This window comes from Bradyrhizobium sp. USDA 3240 (assembly GCF_054063295.1).
This window is the reverse complement of record NZ_JBSSGD010000002.1, coordinates 8,345,920-8,363,290: the sequence shown is the minus strand read 5'-3', so window position 1 is coordinate 8,363,290 and position 17,371 is coordinate 8,345,920. Positions and strand designations below refer to the sequence as shown.

The window sequence follows — 17,371 nt, the reverse complement described above, 5'->3', positions numbered from 1 at the left end:
TTGCATTGCTTGCGCGCGTGGCTTGCCGCAAACCGTAGTCTTTAAACAGCGTCCTTGGCGACCTTGAGAGGTGACGCCTTGACCGACTTGCTGGCCGGCTTCGCTGCAAATTCCATCGGCTCTTTCGTGAAAGGATTTACACCGCTGCGAGCTTCCGTGGCAGGCTTGTGCACGACAGACATTTTCACAAAGCCAGGAATGACGAACTCACCGGATTCGTTCAGCTCCTTGTAGCCAACAGTCGCCATGTGCTCGATGACGGTCCTCACGTCGTTCTTCGAGATCTGCGTGCCCTCGGCAATCGCGTCGATCAATTGATTTTTCGTCATCTTGGCCATGCTGAAATCCTCTGAATTGGGGGGCGCGCGAGCTGCGATGTAACTCTGACCAGAATGTGGTAGAGCCACGCAGCGCGCTTCTTGCTCATGCCAACGGTCATGAAGTCACCGGGCTTAAAACCTATCGAGGTCCGAAACGCAAGCATACGAATCGCGGTACCTTCGATAGCGCACCAATCTGCAGTGTATATTTCTCGACCCGGTTAGCGCCTTGGTTCCACGCGCGGACTTGCTCAACAAGGCGATTGCCGTTGTCGACGGCTTGAAGGATCAGGCCGCCGCAAATCGACCCAAAACGCGCCCTACCCGGAGCGACTATCCAGCAGGGAAAAGAGTCGCTTGGGCAGGAAATTGAAATACGCGGCAGCGGCGATCGTTGCCATCGCCGCCGGCATCTACCTCAACAACTCCAGTCTTCTCGCAACCCACGCCGGCGGCAAGCCGGTACTGCTCGCCCATCGCGGCATGGCGCAGCGCTTCGACGAACGCGACCTCAGGAACGACACCTGCACCGCGGCGCGCATGCTGCCGCCAACCCACGACTATCTCGAGAACACGATCCGCTCGATGCGGGCGAGCTTCGAGCACGGCGCCGATATCGTCGAGCTCGACGTCCATCCGACGACCGACGGCGAGTTCGCGGTGTTTCACGACTGGACGGTCGATTGCCGTACCGACGGCCAAGGCGTCACCCGCGAACAGCCGATGGCGCGGCTGAAGATGCTCGATATCGGCTATGGCTACACCGCCGATGGCGGCAAGACCTTTCCATTCCGCGGCAAGGGCATCGGCCTGATGCCGTCGCTGGACGAAGTGCTCAAGACGTTTCCGGATCGTAAGTTCCTGATTAACATCAAGAGCCGGGATCCCTCCGAGGGCGAGAAGCTCGCGGCGGTCTTGAACCGGCTTCCCGCCGAGCGACGCAAGCTGATCATGGTCTATGGCGGCGACGATCCGATCGAGACGATCCGGCGTCTTGCGCCGGGAACACGGACGATCTCGCGCGCGGCGATCAAGAGCTGCCTCATTCGCTATCTCGGCTATGGCTGGACTGGCATCGTGCCGGACGCCTGCCGCAACGCCATTGTGCTGGTGCCGATCAACTACGCGCCGTGGCTGTGGGGATGGCCGGACCGTTTCCTCAACCGCATGGCGGCGGCAAACAGCGTGGTGTTCGTGCTCGGCCCCTGTCAGGGCGGTGAATTCTCGACCGGGGTCGACGATGCCGAACTCTTCCGGCGCCTGCCCGAGAACTATTCCGGCGGCATCTGGACCAACGAGATCGAGACCATCGCCCGGCTCACCGGGCGTTAGATCCGGCGTCTCCTGTCATCTCGCCGTCATAGAAATCGTGCGACTGAAGCCGCCGCTCGCCGCATCGAGGACAATCCTTATGACCGAACCGAAGCCTTCCCGCCCCAAGCTTGCCGAAACCGTCATCGAGCCGACGGTCAAGCTGCGCGAGGTCAAGGTCGGCCATTGCTGCGAAGTCCTCGGCGACACCGCGATCGAATATACCGAGCTCGGCGACTACTCCTATCTCGGCAGCGGCTGCATGGTCGCCGACGCCGTGATCGGCCGGTTCTGCGCGATCGCGGCGCAGGTTAGGATCGGCGCACCCAATCACCCAGTCGAGCGCCCCTCGCAGCACCGCTTCACCTACTGCCCTGAATATTACTCGGCCTCCGCCGAGCGCGATCATGGCTTCTTCAGCGACCGGCGCGCGGACCGCGTCGTGATCGGCAATGACGTCTGGATCGGCCACGGCGTGATCGTGCTGCCCGGCGTCACCGTCGGAGACGGCGCGGTGCTCGCGGCCGGCGCGGTGGTCTCGCGCGATGTCGCGCCCTACACCATCGTTGGCGGCGTGCCGGCACGGCCGATCAAGGAGCGCTTCAACCGCAGGATCGCGGCCGAGCTGTCGCAGATCGCCTGGTGGAACTGGCCGGCCGAGACGATCTGGGAGCGGCTACCGGAGTTTCAGTCCGGCGACGTCGAGGCGTTTTGCGCGCGGTGGAGAGCGTGAGCTAACTCCGCAACCCCGGCGCTTCCTGCCCGGTGCGCGCGACGTATTCGGTGTAGCCGCCGCCAAACTGATGGATACCTTCCGGCGTCAGCTCCAGCACGCGGTTGGAGAGCGCGGCGAGGAAGTGCCGGTCGTGGGACACGAACAGCATCGTGCCCTCGAACTCGGCGAGCGCGTTGATCAGCATCTCCTTGGTGGCGAGGTCGAGATGGTTGGTCGGCTCGTCCAGCACCAGGAAGTTCGGCGGATCGAACAGCATCTTGGCCATCACGAGCCGCGCCTTCTCGCCGCCCGAGAGCACTCGGCATTTCTTCTCGACATCGTCACCGGAAAAGCCGAAGCAGCCGGCGAGCGCGCGCAGGGAGCCCTGCCCGGCCTGCGGAAATGCATCCTCCAGCGACTGGAACACGGTACGCTCGCCGTCGAGAAGGTCCATCGCGTGCTGGGCGAAATAGCCCATCTTGACGCTGCCGCCGACCGCGACCGCGCCGTCGTCCGGCTCGGTTGAACCGGCGACCAGCTTCAAGAGCGTCGACTTGCCGGCGCCGTTGATGCCCATCACGCACCAGCGCTCGCGGCGGCGGATCATGAAGTCGAGGCCGTCATAGATGCGCTTGCTGCCGTAGGCCTTGTGGACATTCTTCAGGCTGACGACATCCTCGCCGGAGCGCGGCGCCGGCTGGAATTCGAACGCCACGGTCTGGCGCCGCCGCGGCGGCTCGACCCGCTCGATCTTGTCGAGCTTCTTGACGCGGCTCTGCACTTGAGCAGCGTGCGAGGCGCGCGCCTTGAAGCGCTCGATGAACTTGATCTCCTTGGCGAGCATCGCCTGCTGCCGCTCGAACTGCGCCTGCTGCTGCTTGTCGGAGAGCGCACGCTGCTGCTCGTAGAACTCGTAATTGCCGGAGTAGCTGGTGAGCTGGCCGCCGTCGATCTCGACCACCTTGTTGATGATGCGGTTGATGAACTCGCGGTCATGCGAGGTCATCAGCAGCGCGCCTTCATAACCCTTCAGGAACTGCTCGAGCCAGATCAGGCTTTCGAGATCGAGATGGTTGCTCGGCTCGTCGAGCAGCATGACGTCGGGACGCATCAGAAGAATGCGCGCCAGCGCCACCCGCATCTTCCAGCCGCCGGAGAGCTTGCCGACGTCGCCGTCCATCATCTCCTGGCTGAAGCCGAGCCCCGCGAGCGCCTCGCGCGCGCGGCCGTCGAGCGCGTAGCCGTCGAGCTCCTCGAACTGATGCTGCACCTCGCCATAGCGCGCGATGATGTCGTCCATCTCGTCGGCCCTGTCAGGGTCGGCCATCGCGGCCTCGAGTTCCCTGAGCTCGGCTGCGACCACGCTGACCGGCCCGGCCCCATCCATCACCTCGGCCACGGCGCTGCGGCCGGACATTTCGCCGACATCCTGGCTGAAATAACCGATCGAGATGCCACGATCGAGCGAGACCTGGCCCTCATCGGGGATCTCCTGGCCCGAGATCATCCGGAACAGCGAGGTCTTGCCGGAGCCGTTCGGGCCGACAAGGCCGATCTTCTCGCCCTTCTGGAGCGCCGCGGAGGCTTCGATGAAGAGGATCTGGTGGCCGACTTGCTTGGAAACGTTATCGAGGCGGATCATGCTCTATGACTGGGAACTGAGGGTTTGCGGCCTCTTATTCGATCTGGGACGTGGGTGGAAGCCCAATCCTTAGGGTTTCGCGCCGTGCTTTACGCATGCCACGAACGTTGCCGATCGAATATGACATGAAATCCTTCAGCGACCGGTTTTGGGGCGTCACATGCAAGTCTGGTTTCTCTATCTGCTCGCGCTCGGCGCCGGCATCGCCGTGGCTGTTCAACAGGTCCTGAACGGCAACCTCCGCTCCGCGCTGAATTCGCCCGCCTGGGCCGGGCTCGTCAGCTATCTCGGCGGTCTCGTGACGATGGCGGTCGTGCTGGTCGCGACGCGGGAGCCGGTGCCGTCCTGGAAGCTGGTCTCGGCCGTGCCGTGGTGGGCCTGGAGCGGCGGCATCCTCGGCGGAGTCTTCATCCTCCTGATGATCCTGCTGCTGCCGTCGCTCGGCGCCGCGACCTTGCTGGCGCTGGTGGTCGCGGGTCAGATGACCGCAGGCATCGCGATGGACCATTTCGGCGCGTTCGGGCTGGCGCAGCATCCCGTGTCGATCTCACGGCTGGCCGGCATCGCGCTGATCATCGGCGGCGTGCTTCTGATCAAGGATTGAGAGCGAGCCGCGCTTGAACTACGCGCGGCGCATCAACCGCAATTCGGCCGACAGGCGAAGGCTGCGCTTGCCGGCCAGCGCAATGCCTTCAAGCTCGGCGCCGTCGTCGCCGCAGGTCCCCGCGAAACCGATGCCGACCTCGTAGCCGCCGAACACCGGGTACGCGCCCTTCGCCGGCGTATGCTCCTGGTTGACGATCTCGCCGCGCCAGCGGCCATCCGCCGACGAATACGAGCCGAGATAATAGAAGAACGCATCGCCGCCGAGGATGCGGCCGTCCATCAGCAGCATCACCCCGGTGAGGCCGGCATCGACACCGTCGAGCGCGCGCAGCTGGATGGAATAGAGCCCGTTGACGATGCCACCCAGCCCGACCTCCCCGCGCGGCGGCAAGGCCTCGTCGTCGAGCGGCGCCAAATTCGCCCAGAACACGCCGTCCGGCATCGCGTCCGCCCGGCCCTCGAGCAGGATGGTCGAGCCTTCGGTTCGGCCGCGCACCTTGATGACGGCGATGTCGGCGCCCATCAAAGGCTTGAAATTGGGATCGTCGTTGTGACGCTCGGTGATCACGTCGCCGGCGATCTCGCCATTCGTCACCTGATAGGTGCCGAGATGGGCGAAGCCTGAATTGCCGCCCATCATCTTGCCGTCGTGCAGGCACATGATGCTGCGGCCGAATGCGCCGTTGATGCCGTACTCGACCTTGTAAAGTCCGTTGAGCACGCAAAAAATCCAATAAATAAAATTGATTCTGTTCGCGAGATAGCACCGGGCCGAAGGCTGCACCATTGGGTGTTTTGGCGCAGGGCAAGGCCCGCAATGTCCGGGTGTGGACACCAGGTGATTCGTCGCTTAGCTGTAGTCACCGCCCGCGTTGTGCTGCGTCACGCGGGATCTACACCCCCTGTTCACTTCTCTCCAGTTCATTGCGTCCAGGCATTTGCGCATTCCGCCGATGATCGCGCGGCCGCATCCGGCCGCGACGTTGGCGCGAGGCTTCGAGGAGCATCACATGATCAATCGCTTTGGCCTGGCCGCCGCGCTGGCACTGCTGCTCGGCAGCTGTAGTGCGGCGCTGGCCCAGTCGCTGCCCGACTACATGGCACCGATCGCGGGCAAGACCAGCTCCACGCCGGCCGATGTCGCGACCAAGGACGTGCTGGCGCTCAACACCGGCATGTTCGAGCTCTATGGCGATGCCGCGCGGATCTTCCAGAAGAACATCCTCGACAAGCATCCGGTGATCCTCGGCCTGTTCTCCGGTGCCGGCGGCCGCCTGGTCCTTTACCGGCCGGGCAAGCCGCCGACCGAGGCGCCGCAGGTGCCGGTCGTCTATCAGCTGCTCAAGTCGGTCGGCCACAGCACGATGGCGCTGGCCGAGGTGGTCGGCCCCTATGTCAACAATCCCGACGACAAGGCGTGGCGCGGGTCGATGCAGGCCTATCGCAGCCGGACGCAGTCGGCGCTCGACGGGCTCGATGCCACGCCAATGCAGGCGGACTGGCGCGACAACAACCGCGCCATCCTCAAGAACAACATCGCCTTCATGGATGAATGCCTCACCGCCGGCGCGATCCCGTTCGCGACGCTCGAGGCATTCGGCAAGAAGCAGGCGCCGCTGCTCGCCAAGAACGTCGCCTGGGCCGCGCAGACCCAGGTCGCGCACTGGATGACGGTCATGGCCGACTGGAAGACCCAGCTCGGCGCCGACTGGGACAAGACCTACGGCGCGAGCAACACGATCTATGTGGCGCGGCAGAACAACGTGATCTTCAGCGTGCTGGCGCAGTTCTTCGGGCCTGACGCCATCAACAGCCGCCTGATGCTGATCGAGACGATTTCCTTCACCACCACACCGTCGGACATGCTGGAGTCGCTGACCCGGATCATCGCCGACCGCTCGGTGGGCGCGCTGTTTTTCGGCAGCTACCATTTGATGGACTACGAGCTGATGGGGGGCGATGCGCGCGAGGCGATCGTCGCCGAAACCAGGAAGCGCGGCATGACGACCTTCCTGCCGCCGCTGGTGCCGTTCGGTTCCAAGCAATGGCCGACCCTGATCACCCCGGGTCCTGGACCGGCCACCATCGCCGACCTCAGGTGAGGCCAGATCTACAAGTGAGAAGGCTACGACCTATTGCGGCATCGCGATTGCGCTCGCTTTGCCGCAACACTGCAGCGTGTATTTTGCCAATTCATAAACCGCGGCGCGATACGCCGCCGAAGCGTTGATGAGAGATCAGACCATGCGGCCCTCGCGACGCGACTTCGTGAAGTGGTTGTCGGCAGGCGGTATCTCGGTCAGCCTGTCGCATCTGGCGCTTGCGAAGGAGCCCGCCTTCGCGACCCGCGAGACGCTTCCCGGGCGCGGCCATTTCAATCCGGCGCTCAAGGGCGCCGGCCGCGTCGACGGAGTGGCAAAGGTCACCGGCGCAAAGCTCTACGCCTCCGACTTTCGCGCCGCCGACATGCCGGGCTGGCCTGCGACCACCTCGCACGCCATCCTGGTCCGCGCCAACGACGCCACGCATGTCTATGCCGGCATGGACCTCGCCCGCCTCGATGGTCCGGCGAAGCCCTCGGTCGTCGTGACTGCGGCCGATCTCGACCGGATCGGCACGCGGGTGCCGGAGTTCTACACCGGCAATCTGTTCTGCCCGGTCGGCACGACGCCGATCTATCTCGGACAGCCGGTCGCGCTGCTGATCTTCGAGCAGTTCGACGCCTTCGACCGGGCACGCCTCGCGCTGCGCGATGTCGGCTTCGTCAAGTTCGGCGACGAGACCGGTCCGGTCGTCCTGCCGAACTTCGGCGCGTATCGCTTCACCCGCGTGGCCGGCGCCACGACCGATGCGCCCGACGTCTATTCGCCGATCCAGGCCGGCTGGGTCTCGCCTAGCCGGATCCAGAACGCGGCACTGCCGGTCTGGCTGCCGCTCGCCAAGGAGACCAAGGCCGACTACGCCCGGGCCGCGATCCATGGCGAGAAGATCCGCGCCCAGCTCGCCAAGGAGGATCCGTCGCAGCTCGTGCTCGACCGCGAGTTCGAGACCCAGTCGGTCGATCCGATGTTCCTCGAACCCGAGAGCGGGCTCGCCTGGTACAGCGACAACAGCGGCAATCTCGAACTGGTGCTCGGCGTGCAGTCGCCCTATGAGGCGACCGAGTCGATCGCCTTCATGCTCGGCAAGGCCCGCTCGCCCTTCCGCCCCTCGCACATCAACGCGCAGTTCGCCCATGTCGGCGGCGGCTTCGGCGGCCGCGACCACACCCCGTTCGTGCTTTACGTGGCGCTGGCGGCAATGTTCTTTCCGGGACGGCCGGTGCGGCTGGCGCACGACCGCTACCAGCAATTCCAGGGCGGCATCAAACGCCACCCGATCAAGATGCGCTCGCGGATCGGCATCGATCGCAGGAGTGGCAAGATCACCGCATTCGCCGCCGATCATGTGCTCGACGGCGGCGGGCTGGCCAACTTCTCCGCCAACGTCGCGACCGTGGCCGCCACCGCGGCGATCGGCATCTACGACGTCCCGAAGGTCGACGTCACCACCGTGGCGCTGCATTCGCGCGGCGTCACCGCCGGTTCGATGCGCGGCTACGGCACGCTGCAGACCATGACCGCGCTCGAAGTCCTGATCGACGAGGCCGCCAGCGAACTCAAGGTCGATCCGATCGCGTTCCGCCGCAACAACGCGCTGAAGCAGAACGGCCGGACCATGACCGGCAACCCCTACATCGTGTCGGTGCGCACGCCCGAAATCCTCGACAAGCTCGAGACGCATCCGATCTGGCGGCAGCGCGCCGCCTTCAAGCAGAAGGCGCCGGAAGGACGGCTGGTCGGCACCGGCTTGGCCTGCGTCACCAAGGATTACGGCGCGGGCGCGGATTGCTCGCTCGGCCGGGTCGAGATCGATCCTGAGGGACGGATCGCGATCTTCTGCGACCACGTCGAGATGGGCAACGGCATCGGCACGGCGCTTGCCAATCGCGTTGCCGGCCATCTCGGCGCAGTCGCCGATGAGGTCGCCGTCTCCCGGGTCGACAGCTACGACGCGCTCGGGCTCGTCACGTCCGGTGATCCCTACACGATGGATCAGAAGACCCAGGATCTCGCCGAGAAGAACCCGCGCTGGGTGCCCGCGATCAGCTCGGCCACCAGCGCCTCGATCGGCACGCACTCCTCGGCCGAAGCCGCCCGGGTCATCTTCCGCTACGGCCTGTGGCCGGCGGCACTCGAGCTCTGGCAGATCGGCAAGGCCGATCCGCGCGCCCGGCAATGGGACAGAGCACGCTGGAGCGATGGCCAGCTCGTGCTCGATGAACTCGCGCCGCTGCCGCTGCCCAAGCTCGCCGCGACCGCGCACGCGCGCGGCTTCGTCACCGGCGCGGTGGCGCACAGCTTCTCGCGCTGGGCCTGGTCGCGCGCGCGCTTCCCGCTGTTCGGCGAGCAGTACCGCGCCGAGATCGATGCACTCGCGATCCGCCGCGGCCGCGGCAGGTTCGAGCGGATCGACCGCGTCAGCGTCAAGTTTCCGCCGAGCGACAACAACCGGATCGGCACCGCCTACACCTCGATGTGCGGCACGCTGGTGCGTATCGAGATCGAGCGCGCGACCGGCATCCTGCGCATCGCCAAGGCCTACAGCGTGTTCGAATGCGGCCAGGCGCTGGTGCCTGAAGTGGTGCTGGGCCAGTCGCATGGCGGTTTTGCCATGGGCGTCGGCTACGCGCTGCTCGAGACCCTGCCGCCGTTCGAAGGCGGCCCCGGCAACGGGCAGTGGAATCTCGGCCAGTACCTGATCGCGCGCGGCTCCGACCTGCCGCTGCACGATCTCGAGATCGAGATGCTGCCGCCGCTGACGCCGGACGAACCGCCGAAGGGCATGGCCGAGGTGGTGATGATCCCGATCGTACCGGCGCTGCTCAACGCCATCAACGATGCCACCGGCCATCGCTTCCGCTCATTGCCGGTGACAACGAGCCTGCTCAAGGGAGCGCTTGCGTGACGACGCTCAACCTCACCATCAACGGCCAGAAGCACTGCCCGATCGAGGTCCGCGACGACCTCTCGATGAACGACTTCCTTCGCGAGATGCTCGGCATGACCGGCACCAAATTCGGCTGCGGCGCCGCGCAATGCCTGAGCTGCGCCGTCATCATCGATAACCCCGACGGCACGAGCTACACCACCCCGACCTGCGTGGTGCCGGCGGCGAATTTCGACGGCAAGGCGATCCGCACAGTCGAGGGCCATGCCAAGGACGGCGAGCTCTCCGCGTTGCAGCGCGCCTTCATCGAGCATTTCGCGTTCCAGTGCGGCTATTGCACGGCCGGCTTCCTCAACGAGGGCCAGGTGCTGCTCGAACTTCTGGCAAGAGAGCCGGTGGCGCGGGACCAGCTCGAGACCGTCATTGCGGACGCGCTCGATGGCCATCTGTGCCGCTGCACCGGCTACATCAAATATCATCAGGCGGTGCGCGACGTGATCCTCGCCGATGCCAAGCGCTATCTGACCGCCAACAAATGAGCGCACGCGCGATGACATCGGAAACGCGGTTTCGGATCATTGCGGTGCTGACGGCGCTGGCGACCAGCCTGTGTGCCGGCTATGCGGCGTCGGAGAGCGCAAGCCACGCCCTCGCCTCGCCGGAAAGCTTTGCCGGTATAGAGAATGTTGAGCAGCGCTCGGCGGCGATCTTCACCGAGCTCGGCAAGGTGTTGACGCATCCGCGCTGCACCAATTGCCATCCGGCCGGCGACAGCCCGCGGCAGGGCGACATTAGCCGCATGCACCAGCCGCCGGTCACGCGCGGCGCCGATGGCCATGGCAGCAACGCGATGCGCTGCTCGATCTGCCACCAGCACGCCAATTTCGATCCCGGTCGCGTGCCGGGTCACCCGGAATGGCACCTCGCGCCGCGCGAGATGGCCTGGGCCGGGAAAACCGTCGGCGAGATCTGCCAGCAGATCCGGGATCCCGCGCGCAATGGCGGCCGCAAGGTCGAGGATTTGATCGAGCATATCGGCAAGGACACGCTGGTGGGCTGGGCCTGGCATCCCGGTTTCGGCCGCTCGCCCGCGCCCGGCACGCAGGCAGAGGCCGGCGCTCTGGTCGAGGCCTGGGTGAAGACCGGCGCGGCCTGCCCGCCGTAGCGCTAGAAGCAGAGGTTGGTCACGGCATTGCCGCGCTTGTCCTTGATCACGTACGGGCAGCGCGCCCGCTCCAGCGCCTTCTTGGCATCCTCATCGCCGAGCGCAGCTGCCCGCTCGTAATAGGCTTTTGCCGCATCGCCATCCTTCGGTCCGCCGCGGCCGGCCTGCGCGAAGGCGCCCATCCGCTCCAGCGCGCCCGGATGGTTCTGCGCGGCAGCCTTCTCGAACAACGCGCGCGCACCGGCATCGTCCTGCGCGCCGCCCTTGCCCTCGGCCAACATCATGCCGAGCTGGTACTGCGCCTCCGCATTGGTCTCGGCGGACTTGGCAAGCAATTCCCGCGCGCGTGCCGGGTCGGACGCGACGCTGCCGCCGAGGGCAGCGAGATTGCTGACGCCACGCGCGTTGCCGGCCTGCGCCGCGCGCTCGAACAATTTGCGCGACTGCGCCTCGTCTTTGGCAACGCCGGTGCCGTTGCCGTAGAGCACGCCGAGCTCGACCATCGCCGATGTCGAGCCCTTGTCGGCCGCCTTGCGCCAGGCCGACATTGCTTCGGCGGCCTGCCGGTTGGCGGCATAGGCGCGGCCGAGCTCGTACATCGCGCGGCGCGACGATTTTGCAGCCACCGCGCAATATTTGATCGCGGTCGCGATATCGGCCGACGCAATTTCGGCCACGCCCTTCACGTCGGCCGGCTTGTCGGGATCGGTGGGATCGGCGGCGAGCCGATCGCACAGCACGAGGTCGGCCGATTGCGCGTGAGCAAGCACAGGCGCGGCCAGCGCCAAGGCAAGAACGATTGCATGGAAAGGTCTGAACATGCCCGGCAGGTTGCGTCGCGGTGCGGGCAAATTCAAGGCTCGAGCCCGGTCTCGCGCAGCACCGGCGCGACATCGGCCGACGCGAGGTACCGCAGCAGATGATCGGCGGCCGCTGCGCGCTCTGAGGCGACCATGCGGCCCGCGGAAAACACCGCCGGCGTCTGCAGGTCTAAGGGAATTGGCCCGACGACTTCGATGCCATCGATCTGCTTCAACTCGCTGATCTGCTGGATCGCAACATCGGCTTCGCCGCTGACGAGCCTTTCCGCAGTGAAGCCCACCGGAATGATCACCGCACGGGCGTTGATCGCCTCCGCAATGCCGAGACGCGCGATCAGCTGCGCGAACAAGATACCGCTGGCGCCGAGCCGCGAATAGGCCACCGCCCGTGCGCCGAGCAGCGTCGCACGCAATGCGGCTTCGCTCGCGATGTCGGGATGCGCAGCGCCCGCCTTCACGGCAACACCTACATAGGAGCGCGCGAGATCGACAACACTTTCCCGCGCAACGCGGCCCTCGCCGGTCATCTCGTCGAGGCCCTCGCGGGTCAGGATCACGAGATCGGCGGCCTCGCCGCCGCGCAGGCGTTCGAGCAGCGCCAGCGTCGGCGCGAAATCGGCATCGATCCGCACACCACTTGCCGCCTGGTAAGTCGCGGCAAGGTGCGCGACCGCGCCCTTCAGCGCCAGCGTCGAGAGCACGCGAACCGAATTGTCCATCCCGCTTACGCCCGCCGCATCAGCTTGAGCGTGGCCCCGAGGCGGAGGCTGCGCTTGCCGGCAAGCGCGGTCGCTTCGAGCACGGCGCCTTCCGCGTCGCAGGTGCCGGCAAAGCCGATGCCGACCTCATGGCCGCCGAACACAGGGTTCTCGCCCATCGCCGAGCTGTGCTCCTGATTGAGGATCTGCCCCTTCCAGCGGCCCTTCTCTGAGGTGTAGGTGCCGAGATAGTAGAAGAACGCATCGCCGCCGAGGATGCGGCCGTCGTTCAATAGCATCACGCCGGTGAGGCTGCCGTCGACACCGTCGAGCAACTGGATGTGGATCGAATAGAGCCCGTTGATGATGCCGCCCTCGCCGACCCCGCCTGCGATCGGGATGTCATCCTCGGTGATCGGCGTCATCACCGACTGGAACGGCACGCCGGGCAATTCCTTGAGCTCGCCCTTGAAACGATAAAGCTCGCCGTCGGGCCCGCCCTTGGCGATGAGCGTCGCATCATCGGTGCCGGCCATCGCGCGGTAGTTCGGATCGGGGTTGTGGCGGACGGTCTGGATCTCGATCGCGACCTCGTCGCCGGCCTTCTCGTAGGTGCCGATATGGGCGAAGGCCGAGTTGCCGCCGAGCATCTTGCCGTCGCCGACATACATCACGCTGCGGCCGACAGCGCCGCCCAGCTCGAACCGGACCTTGTAAAACCCTTCAAACAAGCGCCGTGTCCCCGGCAGCCAAGATACAACCGTTGTCTAGCGCGGTTCATAACGCAGCGAAACCGCTTTCGGCGGCAGGCTGTCCGCCAAGACTGTCGTTAAAAAGCAAGGGTCCGCCAAGGCAGTCGCCCTGGCGGACCCGATTGCGGTACCGGATGGCTCCATCCGGGGCCGGTAGCTGCTTAGTCCGCGGCCATTAAGCCGCGGCCATTCAAGCCGCAGCCTTGGCGCCGGTCGGAACCTCGGAGATCGTCTTCAGGATCTGCGAAGCGATCTGGTAGGGGTCGCCTTGCGAGTTCGGGCGGCGGTCTTCCAGATAGCCCTTGTAGCCGTTGTTGACGAAGGAGTGCGGTACGCGGATCGACGCACCACGGTCAGCCACGCCATAGCTGAACTTGTTCCACGGCGCGGTCTCGTGCTTGCCGGTCAGACGCTTGTCGTTGTCCGGCCCGTAGACGGCGATGTGGTCCATCAGGTTCTTGTCGAAGGCCTTCATCAGGCTCTCGAAGTAGTCCTTGCCGCCGACTTCGCGCATGTACTTGGTCGAGAAGTTGGCGTGCATGCCCGAGCCGTTCCAGTCGGTGTCGCCGAGCGGCTTGCAGTGGAATTCGATATCGATGCCGTAGCTCTCGGTGAGGCGCAGCATCAGATAGCGGGCCATCCACATCTGGTCAGCGGCGGTCTTGGAGCCCTTGCCGAAGATCTGGAATTCCCACTGGCCCTTCGCCACTTCGGCGTTGATGCCTTCGTGGTTGATGCCGGCGGCGAGGCAGAGATTGAGATGCTCTTCGACGATCTTGCGGGCGACGCTGCCGACGTTCTTGTAGCCGACGCCGGTGTAGTACGGGCCCTGCGGAGCCGGATACCCCTCTTCCGGGAAGCCGAGCGGACGGCCGTCCTTGTAGAAGAAGTATTCCTGCTCGAAGCCGAACCAGGCGCCTTCGTCATCCAGAACGGTGGCGCGCTTGTTCGAGACATGCGGCGTCTTGCCGTCGGGCATCATGACTTCGCACATGACAAGCACGCCGTTCTCGCGCGCGGCGTCGGGATAGCAAGCGACCGGCTTCAGCACGCAGTCAGAGCTGTGGCCTTCAGCCTGCTGGGTGGACGAACCGTCAAAGCCCCACAGCGGAAGCTGTTCGAGGGTCGGGAACGACGCGAATTCCTTGATCTGCGTCTTGCCGCGCAGGCTCGGCGTCGGCGTATATCCGTCGAGCCAGATATACTCGAGCTTGTACTTGGTCATTGAACCTCTCTGTTGATGATGCAAAACCGTGAGGAACCGAAAGCCAGTCGGCCGCCGCACGCGTACCCGGCCACCATCGGCCGGCTCTTACTAAGCAATTAAAATGCCAGTCGCTGCACTGCGGCACCCGCCCGGCCTGCGGATGTCCACAGCGGACATCGCATTTTTAGCTGCGACAAAGCAGCGCAGCTGGCATGCGCCACGGTCAGCCAAAATCTTCTCTCAGCGCCCTCCGCCGCCCGTTTCTGCAGCAAATTCAGCTACGGCGTCGGCTACCGATTAATGCGGCGGCAGCGCCATGTGACAGTTCGAGTCCCACCATTGGGCGCCGAGCAACCATCGGCTCGGCCCAAGCGTTGGTCAGCTGCATCCTGCCTCGCAAGATGCAAACCTGGATTTGCACACAAATTAGACAGTGAATGACTATTTCTTGGTCAACTTGCGCCCTATCGGGCCCGGGCCGATATCAAAACGACGGTAACGACACACGAATGAGTCGGGCGCACCATGGAGGCTCGCTCCGGCCATAGGAGACTTTGACATGATTACGACGGGCCAAAATCAGGGATCGGCAACGATCTATCAATTCCCGGCTGGGGGCCGCGCGGCGCTCGGCGGGCGCCCCTACGGCGAGATGCGGACGGCGCGCGAGCTTGCCGCTGAGGTCGAGACCTCTGCCTGCAGCGAGAGCTGGTACCATCAGGCGGCCATCGAAGACGCCAAGCCGAGCCGCGATCACTGATGTCGATCGGGCAGAGAGGCGTGACGCAAAAGCGTCAGACAGCAGCAGAGCAGTAAGAGAGGGTCGGAACGAAGCGTTTCGGCCCTTTTTTCATGCCAGTTCGCAGGCCGTCACCGGCCGCTTCGCATGCCGGAGCCTGGTCAAACCGGCCTTGGTGACCTCGAGCGTGACGCCGCCCCCCTTGTAGCGCACACCCGTCAGCGACAGACGCTTCGTCAGTGTCACCGCTTTGCCGTCAAGTTGCAGATGCGCGCGGGTGTCCCCGTTGAAGAAAGCGGCAATGAAATGCGTACCGTCGGCACAATGATAATTCCGGAAGGCGGATTGCGCCGGCGCGGCCGAGGAACCAAGAATCCCGACAAGAATTGCGCCGACGAGAATGGCGCCTCCGCGATAAGTCATATTCTCCCCCCGAGAGGCCGGTTATAGACCTGTCTGCGCCGATACACCTGCGCCGGGATTCCTGCGCCAAGTTTTCTGCGTCAGGTTTTCTGCGCCAAGACCTCACCAGCTGCAACAGGCCCGCCCGATGTCAGAAGCCCCTGCCCGTCACCTCAATCTCGCCGGCGCCAGCAATTTTCGTGACCTTGGCGGCTACCGGACGCGTGACGGCCGGACGGTGCGCTGGCGGCAGATCTTCCGCTCCAACCATCTGGCCTATCTCACCGAGCAGGACGTCGCCGTGGTGCGCTCGCTCGGGGTCAAGTGCGCGTTCGACTTCCGCGGCGTCGCCGAGCGCGCCGAGGCGCTGTGCAGCATGAGCGACGTGACCGTGCATTCGCTCCCGGTCGAGCCGACGGTGGTTGCTTCGCTGCGCGCGATCGCCAGCCAACGTCAACTGCTGGAGGCCGATGCGATCGACGTGATGCGGGATTCCTACCGCGGCTACGTGCAGGACAACACGCCGCGCTATCGCACGCTGTTCGCCCATCTGCTCGAGGACCGCGCCCCGCTGGTGATCCACTGTACCGCGGGCAAGGACCGCACCGGCTTTGCCTGCGCGCTGATCCTGCACGCGCTCGGCGTGTCCGATCAGGTGATCGCGGACGACTATCTCCTGACCAACCAGTTCTACAAGCGCGACCCGGCCCACAGCACCGAGCTGCCCGATGACGTCAAGCAGGTGCTCGGCACCGTACGTGCGGCGTTTCTGGAGGCGGCGTTCGAGGCGATCGATGCCGACTATGGCAGCCTCGACGGCTATTTCCGCGAAGGCCTCGGGCTCGGCCAGGCCGAGCGCAAGGCGCTTGAAGGCCGCTATCTACAGGCTTGATCGATTCACGTCGCTCAGGCCGCCGCGGCCTCGAGCTCAAGCTCGGCGTCGAGGTCGGCAATCACGTCCTCGAACGCCGAGATCGCCTGCTGAATCGCTGCGATCTGCATCAGCTCCCAGCTGCCCACTGGTCCGTTGCGGTTTTGCAGCGCCACCACGAGATCGCGCCGCTGCTCCTTAAGCTGAACGAGCGGTAAACCGTGATCCGGAAGATTTCCCATTCGCATTCCCCTGCCTTGATCGGAGTTCCGCTTCTAAGCAAAGGGTTCTGAAAACGACTTACAGAACTGCCGCAAATTTTATCGAACCCGCCCACCTCCGTAGTCTTACGTAGTCAGGACGACATGCTCGCGCTACGTGCCACTGCATCGTTGATCGCACCGAGCAACGCTTGAGTGACACAATCGGTCGCCCACTCGCTCGTATGGAGATGCTCCTGTGCACCATCGTCGAGTTCGGAGAGCGGAATTCCGGCATCGACCCATTGCTTCATCAGCGCAAAGCGGCGGAACAGGTTGACTTTCCTGCTTGCAGCGACGTCGGCGATCATTGGCATGAACTGGTTGGCGAGCTTGAGCACGTCTGGCGCGCCGATGATTGCCTGGGTGTATTGCGAGTCCATCACCACGACGTCTAGCGGCAGCCCGGCGAGCACATCGAGTCCTGCCTCGAATGTCGCTTGCACCTGATCGAAGTTGTAGTTCCTGTACACGGCGTTAGTGCCGACCTGCCAAATCACCATCACCGGTGCTTCGGCGATGACATCGGACTCGATGCGCGAGAACTCTTCCGGCGCCTCTTGCCCGCCGATCCCTCGGTTGACGATGTCGATCATCCGGCCGAAGGACTGCTTCTGGCTACGCCATAAGATCTCCAGCCGTGGTGGAAATGGGAGAATTTTATCGGCTCCCGCGGTCGATGATGATCCGAGGGCAACGATCTTGACCTTCCGGTCGCGCTTGAGCGCCTGCGCAAGATGCGGCAATCCGTAGCTGAACTTGACGAGTTCGAGATGGGTTTCGCAGGTCCTCGCTGTCGGCATCGCAAACATCCTTGAGGTGAATGAACTGATGAATACGCGCAGTAGGAGACGAAATTGGCAGCATTGCAAA

Annotated in this window: 19 protein-coding genes; 9 read left to right on the top strand and 10 right to left on the bottom strand. The window is 64.6% G+C overall.

All coding sequences use genetic code 11. The annotated features are described in order from the left end of the window. Positions 1 to 41: 41 nt before the first annotated feature. Positions 42 to 338: an HU family DNA-binding protein gene (locus ACVIGA_RS39895; RefSeq protein ID WP_092113589.1), complete on the bottom strand. Its 297-nt coding sequence runs from the start codon at positions 336 to 338 to the stop codon at positions 42 to 44. 339 nt (positions 339 to 677) lie between these two features. Between ACVIGA_RS39895 and ACVIGA_RS39890 the strand changes: the two genes are divergently transcribed. Both ACVIGA_RS39890 and ACVIGA_RS39885 read left to right on the top strand, forming a co-directional pair. Then, a complete protein-coding gene (locus tag ACVIGA_RS39890; RefSeq protein WP_456670343.1) occupies positions 678 to 1,652 on the top strand; it encodes a glycerophosphodiester phosphodiesterase family protein in 975 nt (324 codons plus the stop codon). A 79-nt stretch (positions 1,653 to 1,731) separates the two neighbouring features. Further along, a complete protein-coding gene (locus ACVIGA_RS39885; RefSeq protein ID WP_456670342.1) occupies positions 1,732 to 2,364 on the top strand; it encodes a DapH/DapD/GlmU-related protein in 633 nt (210 codons plus the stop codon). 1 nt (position 2,365) lies between these two features. Here ACVIGA_RS39885 and ACVIGA_RS39880 read toward each other — a convergent pair whose 3' ends face one another. After that, on the bottom strand, positions 2,366 to 3,988 hold the full coding sequence (locus ACVIGA_RS39880) for an ABC-F family ATP-binding cassette domain-containing protein (RefSeq protein WP_375780702.1): 1,623 nt from the start codon (positions 3,986 to 3,988) through the stop codon (positions 2,366 to 2,368). A 160-nt stretch (positions 3,989 to 4,148) separates the two neighbouring features. Between ACVIGA_RS39880 and ACVIGA_RS39875 the strand changes: the two genes are divergently transcribed. Further along, complete coding sequence (locus ACVIGA_RS39875; RefSeq protein ID WP_223967964.1) at positions 4,149 to 4,592, top strand: DMT family transporter; 444 nt, start codon at positions 4,149 to 4,151, stop codon at positions 4,590 to 4,592. 18 nt (positions 4,593 to 4,610) lie between these two features. On the opposite strand, the gene ACVIGA_RS39870 is transcribed toward ACVIGA_RS39875, so the two are convergent. Beyond that, a complete protein-coding gene (locus ACVIGA_RS39870; RefSeq protein ID WP_456670341.1) occupies positions 4,611 to 5,315 on the bottom strand; it encodes a GrlR family regulatory protein in 705 nt (234 codons plus the stop codon). 289 nt (positions 5,316 to 5,604) lie between these two features. Here ACVIGA_RS39870 and ACVIGA_RS39865 point away from each other — a divergent pair, with 289 nt between their 5' ends. The 4 genes from ACVIGA_RS39865 (at position 5,605) to ACVIGA_RS39850 (ending at position 10,748) form a co-directional block, all read left to right on the top strand. Beyond that, a complete protein-coding gene (locus ACVIGA_RS39865; protein WP_456670340.1) occupies positions 5,605 to 6,696 on the top strand; it encodes a hypothetical protein in 1,092 nt (363 codons plus the stop codon). Between the two features lie 142 nt (positions 6,697 to 6,838). Continuing rightward, entirely contained in the window at positions 6,839 to 9,601 is a 2,763-nt protein-coding gene (locus ACVIGA_RS39860; protein WP_456670992.1) for a xanthine dehydrogenase family protein molybdopterin-binding subunit, read from the top strand. Next, on the top strand, positions 9,598 to 10,122 hold the full coding sequence (locus ACVIGA_RS39855) for a (2Fe-2S)-binding protein (protein WP_456670339.1): 525 nt from the start codon (positions 9,598 to 9,600) through the stop codon (positions 10,120 to 10,122). Before ACVIGA_RS39860 ends, ACVIGA_RS39855 begins: the two co-directional genes overlap by 4 nt. An 11-nt stretch (positions 10,123 to 10,133) precedes the next feature. Then, on the top strand, positions 10,134 to 10,748 hold the full coding sequence (locus tag ACVIGA_RS39850; protein ID WP_456670338.1) for an Isoquinoline 1-oxidoreductase subunit: 615 nt from the start codon (positions 10,134 to 10,136) through the stop codon (positions 10,746 to 10,748). A gap of 2 nt (positions 10,749 to 10,750) precedes the next feature. On the opposite strand, the gene ACVIGA_RS39845 is transcribed toward ACVIGA_RS39850, so the two are convergent. From ACVIGA_RS39845 to ACVIGA_RS39830, 4 genes are all read right to left on the bottom strand, one after another. Then, positions 10,751 to 11,569 (bottom strand): tetratricopeptide repeat protein, encoded by an 819-nt coding sequence (locus tag ACVIGA_RS39845; protein WP_456670337.1) that lies wholly within the window; start codon positions 11,567 to 11,569, stop codon positions 10,751 to 10,753. A gap of 32 nt (positions 11,570 to 11,601) precedes the next feature. Further along, entirely contained in the window at positions 11,602 to 12,288 is a 687-nt protein-coding gene (locus ACVIGA_RS39840; RefSeq protein WP_456670336.1) for a substrate-binding domain-containing protein, read from the bottom strand. 5 nt (positions 12,289 to 12,293) lie between these two features. Continuing rightward, the gene (locus ACVIGA_RS39835) at positions 12,294 to 12,998 is read right to left on the bottom strand and encodes a GrlR family regulatory protein (protein ID WP_456670335.1); all 705 of its coding nucleotides are present in this window, start codon (positions 12,996 to 12,998) and stop codon (positions 12,294 to 12,296) included. A gap of 211 nt (positions 12,999 to 13,209) precedes the next feature. After that, positions 13,210 to 14,244 (bottom strand): glutamine synthetase beta-grasp domain-containing protein, encoded by a 1,035-nt coding sequence (locus ACVIGA_RS39830; RefSeq protein WP_229198322.1) that lies wholly within the window; start codon positions 14,242 to 14,244, stop codon positions 13,210 to 13,212. Positions 14,245 to 14,785: 541 nt separating this feature from the next. Between ACVIGA_RS39830 and ACVIGA_RS39825 the strand changes: the two genes are divergently transcribed. Further along, positions 14,786 to 14,986, top strand: a complete 201-nt coding sequence (locus ACVIGA_RS39825) for a DUF2735 domain-containing protein (protein WP_456670334.1) — start codon at positions 14,786 to 14,788, stop codon at positions 14,984 to 14,986. Between the two features lie 90 nt (positions 14,987 to 15,076). On the opposite strand, the gene ACVIGA_RS39820 is transcribed toward ACVIGA_RS39825, so the two are convergent. Then, the gene (locus tag ACVIGA_RS39820; protein ID WP_456670333.1) at positions 15,077 to 15,388 is read right to left on the bottom strand and encodes an MliC family protein; all 312 of its coding nucleotides are present in this window, start codon (positions 15,386 to 15,388) and stop codon (positions 15,077 to 15,079) included. A 127-nt stretch (positions 15,389 to 15,515) separates the two neighbouring features. On the opposite strand from ACVIGA_RS39820, the gene ACVIGA_RS39815 reads away from it, so the two are divergent. After that, complete coding sequence (locus tag ACVIGA_RS39815; RefSeq protein WP_456670332.1) at positions 15,516 to 16,259, top strand: tyrosine-protein phosphatase; 744 nt, start codon at positions 15,516 to 15,518, stop codon at positions 16,257 to 16,259. Positions 16,260 to 16,273: 14 nt separating this feature from the next. Here the strand turns inward: ACVIGA_RS39815 and ACVIGA_RS39810 are convergent, their stop codons facing one another. Together ACVIGA_RS39810 and ACVIGA_RS39805 are read right to left on the bottom strand one after the other, a co-directional pair. Continuing rightward, on the bottom strand, positions 16,274 to 16,480 hold the full coding sequence (locus tag ACVIGA_RS39810) for a hypothetical protein (protein WP_038375209.1): 207 nt from the start codon (positions 16,478 to 16,480) through the stop codon (positions 16,274 to 16,276). 113 nt (positions 16,481 to 16,593) lie between these two features. Next, entirely contained in the window at positions 16,594 to 17,301 is a 708-nt protein-coding gene (locus ACVIGA_RS39805) for an SGNH/GDSL hydrolase family protein (protein ID WP_456670331.1), read from the bottom strand. Positions 17,302 to 17,371 lie beyond the last annotated feature (70 nt).

What these genes read in the sequence shown, in the direction of transcription:
- ACVIGA_RS39895 (WP_092113589.1), bottom strand. Translation starts at nt 338, where the DNA reads ATGGCCAAGATGACGAAAAATCAATTGATCGACGCGATTGCCGAGGGC.
- ACVIGA_RS39885 (WP_456670342.1), top strand. Translation starts at nt 1,732, where the DNA reads ATGACCGAACCGAAGCCTTCCCGCCCCAAGCTTGCCGAAACCGTCATC.
- ACVIGA_RS39880 (WP_375780702.1), bottom strand. Translation starts at nt 3,988, where the DNA reads ATGATCCGCCTCGATAACGTTTCCAAGCAAGTCGGCCACCAGATCCTC.
- ACVIGA_RS39875 (WP_223967964.1), top strand. Translation starts at nt 4,149, where the DNA reads ATGCAAGTCTGGTTTCTCTATCTGCTCGCGCTCGGCGCCGGCATCGCC.
- ACVIGA_RS39865 (WP_456670340.1), top strand. Translation starts at nt 5,605, where the DNA reads ATGATCAATCGCTTTGGCCTGGCCGCCGCGCTGGCACTGCTGCTCGGC.
- ACVIGA_RS39860 (WP_456670992.1), top strand. Translation starts at nt 6,839, where the DNA reads ATGCGGCCCTCGCGACGCGACTTCGTGAAGTGGTTGTCGGCAGGCGGT.
- ACVIGA_RS39850 (WP_456670338.1), top strand. Translation starts at nt 10,134, where the DNA reads ATGACATCGGAAACGCGGTTTCGGATCATTGCGGTGCTGACGGCGCTG.
- ACVIGA_RS39845 (WP_456670337.1), bottom strand. Translation starts at nt 11,569, where the DNA reads ATGTTCAGACCTTTCCATGCAATCGTTCTTGCCTTGGCGCTGGCCGCG.
- ACVIGA_RS39840 (WP_456670336.1), bottom strand. Translation starts at nt 12,288, where the DNA reads ATGGACAATTCGGTTCGCGTGCTCTCGACGCTGGCGCTGAAGGGCGCG.
- ACVIGA_RS39830 (WP_229198322.1), bottom strand. Translation starts at nt 14,244, where the DNA reads ATGACCAAGTACAAGCTCGAGTATATCTGGCTCGACGGATATACGCCG.
- ACVIGA_RS39825 (WP_456670334.1), top strand. Translation starts at nt 14,786, where the DNA reads ATGATTACGACGGGCCAAAATCAGGGATCGGCAACGATCTATCAATTC.
- ACVIGA_RS39820 (WP_456670333.1), bottom strand. Translation starts at nt 15,388, where the DNA reads ATGACTTATCGCGGAGGCGCCATTCTCGTCGGCGCAATTCTTGTCGGG.
- ACVIGA_RS39815 (WP_456670332.1), top strand. Translation starts at nt 15,516, where the DNA reads ATGTCAGAAGCCCCTGCCCGTCACCTCAATCTCGCCGGCGCCAGCAAT.
- ACVIGA_RS39810 (WP_038375209.1), bottom strand. Translation starts at nt 16,480, where the DNA reads ATGGGAAATCTTCCGGATCACGGTTTACCGCTCGTTCAGCTTAAGGAG.
- ACVIGA_RS39805 (WP_456670331.1), bottom strand. Translation starts at nt 17,301, where the DNA reads ATGCCGACAGCGAGGACCTGCGAAACCCATCTCGAACTCGTCAAGTTC.